This window comes from Terriglobia bacterium (genome assembly GCA_020073205.1).
GTDB lineage: Bacteria > Acidobacteriota > Polarisedimenticolia > Polarisedimenticolales > JAIQFR01 > JAIQFR01.
Map to the genome: position 1 here is coordinate 1 of JAIQFR010000137.1, position 9324 is coordinate 9324.

A 9324-nucleotide genomic window follows, 5' to 3' on the forward strand; every position below is an offset into this window, starting at 1 on the left:
GGTGTTCGGCTCGGTCGCCCGCGGCGATGCGCGCGACGACAGCGACGTCGACTTTCTCGTGGAAGTCGGCCCTCGGCACTCGGCGTTCTTCCCGGGGGGGCTCGTGGCCGACCTGGAAGCCATCCTCGGACGGCGCGTGGACGTGGTCGAGCCGGAGGGGCTGCACCGCTTGTTGAAGGATCGAGTTCTCCGCGAGGCGGTGCCGGTGTGAAAGATCCCCGTGTTCTCGTTCTGCACGCGCTGGAGTGCATCGAGCGTGTTGAGAGGTTCACCGCCGCCGGCGAGAGCGAGTTCCGTGGCAACGATCTGATTCAGGGGGCCGTTCTCCACAACCTGCAAACGATGGCTCAGTCCATCATGCAATTGCCCGATGCGTTCAAGGCGAGCCACCGGGAGGTCGACTGGCGGAGTCTCGTTGGCTTCAGAAACGTCCTCGTGCACGATTACTTGGGGATCAGCGTGCCGCGTGTGTGGGACATCGTGCAGAACGACCTCCCGGCGGTCAAGGTCGCTTTGGAGGCGATGCGTCGCGAGCTCGAAAACGCGTGAACGGCTGAGGACTTCTTCGCGTTCCTCGCGCGCCGCGTCTTCCCCTCGACGGACTACATCCGCCCGCGCCACGAGCTGGACTGCACGCCGGCCCCCGACCTGTTCCACGACCTGTTCGGCCACACGCCGATGATCACGCTCCCCACGTTCGCCGACTTCTACCAGAAGATCGGGAAGGGCGCGCTCAAGGCGGAGGGGAAGAACCGGTGGCGCCTCGAGCGGTTCTACTGGTTCACGGTGGAGTTCGGGATGATCCGAACCCCGGCGGGGCTCAGGATCTACGGGAACGGGATCGTTTCGTCGTTCTCGGAGGCTCAGCACAGCCTGACCGACGCGGTCGAGGTGCGCCCGTTCGATCCCGGAGAGATCGTCGAGCAGGACTACGACGTCTGGCACCTCCAGCCGCTGCTCTACGCCATCGAGTCGTTCGAGCAATTGGCGGACGGGTTCGATGACTGGGCGAGGGGAGAGCGGCTATTGTAGGGAGGGACAGAGGAACAAAGCGAACCTGAGGAACTCGAAGCTGCGAATCCGCGGCAACGTCCGGTACTGGAACGCTATGGCACCCTCGCCCTCTACCCCGAAACCCTCCACACGCACCCGTTTTCCTCCCGGTGCCTGGCCCACACGACGCCTCCCGTCTTCGAGGAGGGGAAGAAGACCCTGGTCCTCGAAGGGGGTCGCCGAATCCCGCCTGTTGGCCAAGGGCTTCGGCAAGACCCGGCCGATCGCGGACAACAAGACCGACGCGGGGCGCGCGGCGCCTCGAACCGGCGATCCGAAAGCGCTATGGCGACCTCGATTTGGAGTGTAAGATCTGGGCCGACGAGAAACGCTGCGTGGAGGAGGACGCCGACGCGGGCTACCCTTCGCCCAAGGGCGAGGCGCTCATGGAGCGGGCGAGCACCTCGGGAACAAGTACGTACGGACCGTCGCGTGGTCCCTGATCCATCCTTGCGTGCGGGGGGGGTCGAAGTCGGAGGTGTTTCAGGAGCGAATGGGGGGTGTTCATGAAAAAGCGCTTGGTGTTGGGCGTGCTGTTGGCAACCTTCGTCTGCATGGCTGCCATGGCGCAGGACGCGCCGTCGAGCGGGCCGGTCTTCGTGAGCGAGCCGGTGGTTCCGACGATCTCCCCGGTCGTCAGGGACCTCCCGGAAGCCCAACTCGGTCGCGAGTACTTCGGTCTGGAGATGAAGCGCCGTGAAGACTACGGCTTCTTCCCCATCAACTACCCGGTGGAGCCGAGGGTCGATCCCCTCCTCCAGCTGCAGCGGGCCGGGTCCGGCTTTGTAACCGAGAGCTTCAGCACGCTCATCCACAACTACGCCGGACAGACCTCCATCTCTTCGCCCCCCGACGCCACCGGCGACGTCGGGCTGAACCACTTCCTCCAGGCCGTCAACCAGTCGGTCTCCACCGTCCAGGTCCTGAACAAGGGCACGGGCGCCATCATGAAGACCTTCACGCTGCAATCCCTCGCCTCGGGTTCGCCCTGCAACAGCGGCTACTGCGATCCCATCGTTCTCTACGACCGGACGGCCGACCGCTGGATCATCTCCGAGTTCCCCAGCAGCGGCGGGCACCTGTGCGTCTACGTCTCCACGACCGGCGATCCCACGGGAACCTGGTACGCCTACACGTTCTCCAACGTCGAGACGAGCACGCCCGACTACCCCAAGTACGGCGTGTGGCCCCAGAACGGGAACGGCGGCTCCTACCTCGTCGGCATCAACGCGGGCGGCTCCGGGAAGCGGGACGTGGTGGCCCTGGACCGTGCCAAGATGCTGGCCGGACAGCCCGCCACCTTCCAGAAGTTCTCCGTCACGGCCATGCCCAACTCCGGGTTCCAACTCGTTCTCCCGGCCACCGTCCAGGGAATGACGCCCCCCCCCGACGGCGCGCCGGCCCTCTTCATGCGCCCCCGTGACCGGGCGCAGCAGGACGGCGTCACCAACAAGACCTACGACCTTCTGGAGATGTGGGCCCTGAGCGTGGACTGGGCGACGCCCGCGAACTCGACCCTCACCGTCCTCCCGAGCGTCCAGATCAGCCCCTACGACATGACCCTGTGCGGCATGGGCTCCACCTGGAACTGCATGCCCCAGCCCGGAACGACCCAGAAGATCGACCCCATCCGCGAGCCCATCCACTTCCCGCTCCAGTACCGCAACTTCGGGGATCGCGAGACCCTGGTGGGCTGCTACGTGACGGACGTGGACGGCACCGACCACGCAGCGCTTCGCTGGTTCGACGTCCGCAAGACCGGCGGTGGCAACTGGACCCTCTTCCAGGAGGGCGTCGTGGGCGGCGAAGCCAACGTTCACCGGTCCGTGGGCTCCGCGGCCATGGACGGCTCGGGCAACATCGCCATCGGCTACACGCGGACGGGCACTGCCTCCCCCTACTACCCGTCGGCCTACTTCAAGGGCCGCCTGTCCACGGACCCGGCGGGCGCCATGCCCCAGGGCGAGTACGTCATCGTGGACGCCACCACTTCGAAGACGGACAACGAGCGGTGGGGCGACTACGCCGGCATCGGCGTGGACCCCTCCGACGACTGCACCTTCTGGTTCACCACCGAGTACGGCGGCTCGGGCCAGACGAGAGTCGCCGCCTTCAAGTTCGACGCCTGCGGCTGCACGCCCCCCGGCGTGCCCACCATCGGCTCCGCCACCACGCCAGCCAACAACCAGATCCAGGTCACCTGGACGGCGGGCTCGCCCGCAGGGACCACCTACAAGATCTACCGCTATGTCGGCACGTGCCCCGGAGGCACCTTCACTCTCCTGGCGAGCGGGCTGACCGGTTCCTCCTACACGGACAGCACGGTGAGCGCCGGGACCACCTACGCCTACAAGGTCACGGCGGTGGACTCCACGGGCACGTGCGAGTCCGCCCAGTCCGGGTGCGTGTCGGCCACCGCCACGGGTCCCACCTACGGCATCTCGGGCACGGTGAGCGGGGCGGTGACCTCCGGCGTGACGATGAACCTCACGGGGGCGGCCACGGCAAGCACGACCACGGGCGCGGGCGGCACCTACGCGTTCAGCGGCCTCGGCAACGGCAGCTACACCGTGACGCCGAGCCTGAGCGGCTACACCTTCTCTCCCACCAGCACGCCGGTCACGATCAGCGGCGCCAACGTCACGGGGATCAACTTCGTCTCCTCCGCGCCTCCCTCCGGCGTGGTGAACGGCGATTTCGAGACCGGCAGCCTTTCCAGCTGGACGGCGGGCACCGGCGCAGGCACTCTCGCCCCGACGGCCTCCACGGCCCAGAAGCACGGCGGCACCTACTCGGCGTACCTCTTGGGGAACAACACGACCGGGTCGGCCACCACCTGCACCCTCTACCAGAACGTGGCGGTGCCCGCCGGCGGCGGCACGCTCTCCTTCTGGTACTACGCGCAGAACAACGACACCGTCAGCTACGACTGGCAGGAGATGGACATCTGCAACACGTCCGGCACGGTGCTGGCCTCGCCGCTGGCCAAGGGAGTCTACAACCAGAACGCCTGGACCCGGGTGACCTACAACATGGCCGCCTACGCGGGCACGACGATCCGGCTCCTCTTCACCGTTCGCGACGACGGCTACGCCGACTCCACGGTGACCTACATGTACGTGGACGACGTGATCATCAACCCGCCCGCGGCTACCTACAGCATCTCGGGCACGGTGAGCGGCGCAACGGCTTCCGGCGTATCGATGGCTTTGACCGGTGCCACAACCGCCAGCACCACCACGGACGCCTCCGGCAACTACACCTTCAGCGGCCTGAACAACGGCAGCTACACGGTGACGCCGAGCAAGAGCGGCTACACCTTCTCCCCCGTCAACCTCGCCGTCACAATCAGCGGGGCCAACCAGACGGGGAAGAACTTCACGGCGACGGCCACCACGACCTACAGCATCTCGGGCACGATCACGAAGAGCACGGGCGGCGCCCTCTCGGGCGTGGCGGTTTCCTGCACGGGCGCTTCGGCCACGACGGACGCGAGCGGCAACTACACGCTATCCGGCCTCGCCAACGGCACGTACACGGTGACCCCCACGCTGGCCGGGTACACCTTCAGCCCCGTCAACCAGTCGGTGACCATCAGCGGCGCCAACGTGACCGGCAAGAACTTCACGGGAACCGCCAGCGGCGCCGTCACGCTCTTCTCCAACGGCTTCGAGGCCAGCACCGGCTGGGCGCAGGTGGACACCTCGGGGACGTCCGGTACCTGGAGCCTCGTCACCTCGGGCACCTACCCCACGTGCTCGGTGCACGGCGGCTCGTACATGGCCAAATTCAACAGCTACAACGCGACGAGCGGCAATGCCACGCGGTACTACCGGACCTCCGGCTTCGCCGTGGCGAGCACCTACACGACGGTGACGTGGACCTTCTGGATGTACCACGACACCGGCTACTCGACGTACGCGGACAAGATTCAGCCCCAGGTCTCCACCAACGGCTCCACGTGGACGAGCGTGGGCTCGGCCATCAACCGGTACGACGGCTCCACCGGCTGGAAGCAGCACACCGTGACCATCACGAGCTACAAGGGCTCCACGGTGTACCTGGGATTCCTCGCCACCAGCGCTTACGGGAACAACATGTTCCTCGACGACGCGCTGGTCGTCGGCCAGTAAGCGCAAGTCCATCCTGTGAAGAGAGAGGCGCCCGTGGGCGCCTCTCTCTTTATCTGGTTCGCCGGGCATGGCACGGCGTGTCCTTGTGGCACCCGAACCGGCAGGTCTGGCGGAAGATCGCGTGCAGCGTCCGGTACTGGAATGCTATGTCACCCTCGCCCCTCTATCCCGAAGCCCATCACCCACACCCATTTTCCTCCCGGTGCCCGGACAGAATCATCTTGCACGACGTCGGCAGCCCACGGCGGCCGGCGGGAAACCGGCTTGTCCGGGTCCGGGACTGGAGGGAGCATACCGAGGTCGGCCGGGGCGTTGGATGCGATGACGTCGAAGAACGGGACCAGGGACTCGACGGCGAGCCGCACGATCGAGACGCTGCCGGCGTTACGATCCCCCGATCCGATCCGACAAGTCCACCATGGAACGCTTCAGGTCCGGAACGTCTTCCTCCACGCTCTTCCAGATCCTCTCCATGTCGAGGCCGAGGTATCCGTGGACGAGGACGTTTCGAAACGCGGCGAGACTACGCCAATCGACCTCCGGCGTGAGATTCCTCGCCTCGAGGGACAGCCGCTGCACGGATTCGCTCATGATCTGCAGATTCCGGACCACGGCGTCCTGGATTCTCCTCGACGCGAAGAAGGCGTCCCGGCCTTCGGAGGCATCCTCCTCGATCCGGGAGATGCACTCCAGAACGTAACGGACCAGGATCGAATCGTTGCTCACAGCGCCACCGCCTCCGACAGAATGCGCTCGCGAAAGAGCGGGTTCAGCCCTCGGTCGGTCACGATGTCCACGTGGCGCCCGAGCACCGGCTCGAGGTCCACGATCAGCCCCGCGGGGAACCATGGGGTCGTCTCCGGACCCGCTTCGATCAGGAGATCCACGTCGCTGTCGGCGCGCTCGGCGTTCCGTGCGACGGAACCGAAGACCCGCACATTGCGCGCGCCGTGTCTGGCCGCGATGCGAAGTATCTCGTCGCGACGCTGCCGCATGAGATCGAGCGTGCTCATGGCTCCTCCCCGGGTCCGAATGCGAAACTCCTAGCGTGAGAATAGCGTCCCATGGCGCCTCGAGTCCAGTCCGGGCGAAGGGGTACTTCACGCCCGCGGGGATGAGGATCTACGGGAACGGGATCGTCTCGTCGTTCAGGGAGGCGCAGCACAGCCTGACCGACGCGGTCGAGGTGCGGCCTTTCGATCCCGGCGAGATCGTGGAGCAGGACTACGACGTCTGGCACCTCCAGCCGCTGCTCTACGCCATCGAGTCGTTCGAGCAACTGGCGGAGGGGTTCGATTACTGGGCGAGGAGCGAGCGGCTGTCGTTGTAGGGAGGGAGAGGGAAGGGCAAAGCGACCGAGCGCGCGGCCTGCCAGGGGATAGGAGCTCGAAGCTGCGAATCCGCGGCAGCGTCCGGTACTGGAACGCCAAGTCACCCTCGCCCTCTACCCCGAAACCCTCCACACACACCGATTTTCCTCCCGGTGCCCGGACCCCGCGGGCTCGAACGAGGTCGTCATGGCATCCGGCGCCCGAGCGACCCTCCGCGTCCTCGTCGTCGAAGCCAACGGCAAGCCGATCGCGGACGCGCTCGTGGACGCGCGGCCGCACCCGCCGTTCCTCGGCAGCGACATGGTCCGCTACCTGAACCAGGTGAGAACCGACGCGTCCGGCGCCGCGACCCGTCGGCCCTCGCGGGAGGACTCTACGACGTGACCGTGACCTCCGCGGGAAAGAGCGCGGCGGTGACCGTCTCGATGGTCGACGGTTCCCAGGCGGAAGCGCGCGTCGAACTGCCCTGACCGGCTCCCCGGGAGCCGCCGCCGCCCGCCTCGCCGGATGGGAGGGACACCGAGGCGGACCGCGCGAGTCTACGTTCGAGTTCTCGCCTTGATGGTCACCGTGACGTCCACCGTTTTCTTCCGGTCGTCGATGGTCTGCTTCAGTCCGACCGTCCGTCCCTCCGGGGTCGCGGGGAGACGGGAGCCGACCTCGGGCACGAACGACGCCCAGTAGGACTTGTCGAACGGGTCGCCTTCCTTGAGCCGACAGATCTTCCGGAGCACCTCGACCCGGTCCGGCTCTACCCCTTCGATATCAAGCTTCCCCATCCGGTAGAGCTCGCCCTCGTGGACCTTGATCTCGTAGACCACCGTTCCCGCCTCGTCGTCGAAAATCGTATCGAAGGCGACGTCGCACCGCAGGTAGCCGTGCGCATCGCACACCTGGCGGATCCCCGCGAGGTCCTTCGAGAGCACCAGCGAGTTGGCGGGGTTCCCTGGAGCGACGTGGACCTGCTTCGCCAGCTCCTTCTCCCCGATCACACCTCCACCCACCCATCGGACTTCGGCGACGTGGTAAGCCCGGCCCTCGCGGACCGCGACCGCGACCGCGACGGCGATCTCGCCCGGATCGCCCGGGATCGGCGTCGCCGTGGGATCCGCCAACCCCGCGCGGAGGAACCCCCGCTCCAGATAGCGCGTGGCAACGTTCCTCGCGAGGTAGGCGTTGAGGAACGACCGGTCGTAATCGGTGCCCAGGAGGGGTTTGACGGCTTCCTGGAGGACCGCGGGATCGATCTCTCGGGCCCCGGGGAAGTCGAGGCGACGGATTCGGATCTTGACCCCTTCAACCCGGAACTGGACCGCCTCGATGCCCTTCTGTTCGTCTCCAACGAGGCTGACCCGAACCGTGCCCGGAAGACCGCGCTCCTCGAGGAGGGTCGAGAGGACGTCGCGCACGTCGTCCTGCAGGGTGCCCGCGTACGGCAGATCGCCTTTGAACAGCGGAACGCGGGAAGCCAGCGCGTCGCGAATCGAGTCGTCAGCGAGCCAGACGAAGTTGTCGAATCGGCACGGAACGAACTTCTTGCCGTCGCTGACGCGGAACTCCACGGTCGCCCCCTCGGCCGACGGCGTGAAGACGTAACCGACCTCCGCGAACACCCCCGAGTCGGCGAGCTTCCTGGCCGCGGCTTTCACCGCGTCCTGGTCGATCTCGCTCCCGAGCTTCAGTCCGCTGGAGGAAGGTTGTGGATCGGTCCACTGTCAAAATCGGCTTGCGGACAGTCGAACTCCGCCAGCAGGCCGATTCATGGGGAAAGAGCTTTGAATTTGTCGTCAATGGCCGGCCGATCTTTGCCAAGGGTACAAATTGGATTCCTGCCGACTCCTTTCCCAGTCGCATGACGGGAAATCGTTACCGGAATCTTCTCCGCTCCTGCCGGGATACCCACATGAACCTGATCCGCGTCTGGGGTGGGGGGATCTACGAGGACGACGAATTCTACAACCTTTGTGATGAAATGGGCCTGCTTGTCTGGCAGGATTTCATGTTTTCCTGCACATTATATCCAGCAGACGAAGCTTTCCTTGAAAACGTCCGGCAGGAGGCTATAGACAACGTCACACGATTGAGAAACCACCCTTGCCTGGCGCTATGGTGCGGAAACAATGAGATTGAAACCGGATGGTTCGATTGGGGCTGGAGGAAGAAATACCCTGCTCAATTCTGGGAGAATTATCAGCGGTTGTTCCATGAAACCCTGCAGGAAATCTGTGCGAGACTGGACCCAGTTCGTCCCTATTGGCCCAGTTCGCCCAGTTCCAACCAAGATGATCCACCACATTCCGAAAAGGTCGGCGATGTCCACTTCTGGGGAGTTTGGCACGCAGACCTCCCGATTGAGGCTTTTCTGCAACATACTCCTCGTTTCTTGAGTGAGTATGGATTCCAGTCGCTTCCTGTCATCGACACGTTGGAATCGTTTGCCCGTCCCGAGAATCTTAGTCTTAACTCACCGTCACTTCTGGCCCACCAGAAGGACCCAAAAGGAAATCAAAGGATCCTGAATTACATACTTCGTTACTACCCCCGGCCAAAAGATTTTGAATCCCTTGTCTACTTGAGCCAGGTTCTTCAGGCGCAGGCCATCAAGATTGAGGCTGAGAATTTGAGGCAGAACATGCCCCGTTCAATGGGATCGCTGTTTTGGCAGTTCGATGACTGTTGGCCGGCTGTCAGTTGGTCCAGCGTTGACTACTTCGGGCGCTGGAAGGCCTTGCAGTACTATGCGAAACGTTTTTACGACAATATGCTGGTTGGCTTCCGGGAGACGGGCGGTCAAATCGAAGTCATCT

The 9324-nt window shown here is 64.8% G+C and carries 9 protein-coding genes and 1 pseudogene; 7 read left to right on the forward strand and 3 right to left on the reverse strand.

Annotated elements, in window-relative coordinates; all coding sequences use genetic code 11:
* The 4 genes and pseudogenes from LAO51_18590 to LAO51_18605 form a co-directional block, all read left to right on the forward strand.
* The coding region (locus LAO51_18590; protein MBZ5640751.1) for a nucleotidyltransferase domain-containing protein at positions 1-211 on the forward strand (211 nt) is incomplete at its 5' end.
* On the forward strand, positions 208-549 hold the full coding sequence (locus LAO51_18595; GenBank protein MBZ5640752.1) for a DUF86 domain-containing protein: 342 nt from the start codon (positions 208-210) through the stop codon (positions 547-549). The genes LAO51_18590 and LAO51_18595, both read left to right, overlap by 4 nt.
* A 12-nt stretch (positions 550-561) precedes the next feature.
* Positions 562-1032, forward strand: a pseudogene (locus LAO51_18600) (phenylalanine 4-monooxygenase).
* 527 nt (positions 1033-1559) lie between these two features.
* A complete protein-coding gene (locus tag LAO51_18605; GenBank protein MBZ5640753.1) occupies positions 1560-5186 on the forward strand; it encodes a carboxypeptidase regulatory-like domain-containing protein in 3627 nt (1208 codons plus the stop codon).
* A gap of 384 nt (positions 5187-5570) precedes the next feature.
* On the opposite strand, the gene LAO51_18610 is transcribed toward LAO51_18605, so the two are convergent.
* Together LAO51_18610 and LAO51_18615 are read right to left on the reverse strand one after the other, a co-directional pair.
* Entirely contained in the window at positions 5571-5912 is a 342-nt protein-coding gene (locus LAO51_18610) for a DUF86 domain-containing protein (protein ID MBZ5640754.1), read from the reverse strand.
* Positions 5909-6199, reverse strand: coding sequence for a nucleotidyltransferase family protein (locus LAO51_18615; GenBank protein MBZ5640755.1), 291 nt, complete (start codon positions 6197-6199; stop codon positions 5909-5911). The genes LAO51_18610 and LAO51_18615 overlap by 4 nt, the downstream gene beginning before the upstream one ends.
* Positions 6200-6300: 101 nt before the next feature.
* On the opposite strand from LAO51_18615, the gene LAO51_18620 reads away from it, so the two are divergent.
* The gene (locus LAO51_18620; protein ID MBZ5640756.1) at positions 6301-6516 is read left to right on the forward strand and encodes a hypothetical protein; all 216 of its coding nucleotides are present in this window, start codon (positions 6301-6303) and stop codon (positions 6514-6516) included.
* 187 nt (positions 6517-6703) lie between these two features.
* The gene (locus LAO51_18625) at positions 6704-6901 is read left to right on the forward strand and encodes a hypothetical protein (protein ID MBZ5640757.1); all 198 of its coding nucleotides are present in this window, start codon (positions 6704-6706) and stop codon (positions 6899-6901) included.
* Positions 6902-7056: 155 nt separating this feature from the next.
* On the opposite strand, the gene LAO51_18630 is transcribed toward LAO51_18625, so the two are convergent.
* Complete coding sequence (locus LAO51_18630; GenBank protein MBZ5640758.1) at positions 7057-8166, reverse strand: hypothetical protein; 1110 nt, start codon at positions 8164-8166, stop codon at positions 7057-7059.
* A gap of 50 nt (positions 8167-8216) precedes the next feature.
* On the opposite strand from LAO51_18630, the gene LAO51_18635 reads away from it, so the two are divergent.
* A partial coding sequence (locus LAO51_18635; protein MBZ5640759.1) for an ABC transporter permease occupies positions 8217-9324 on the forward strand: 1108 nt, incomplete at its 3' end.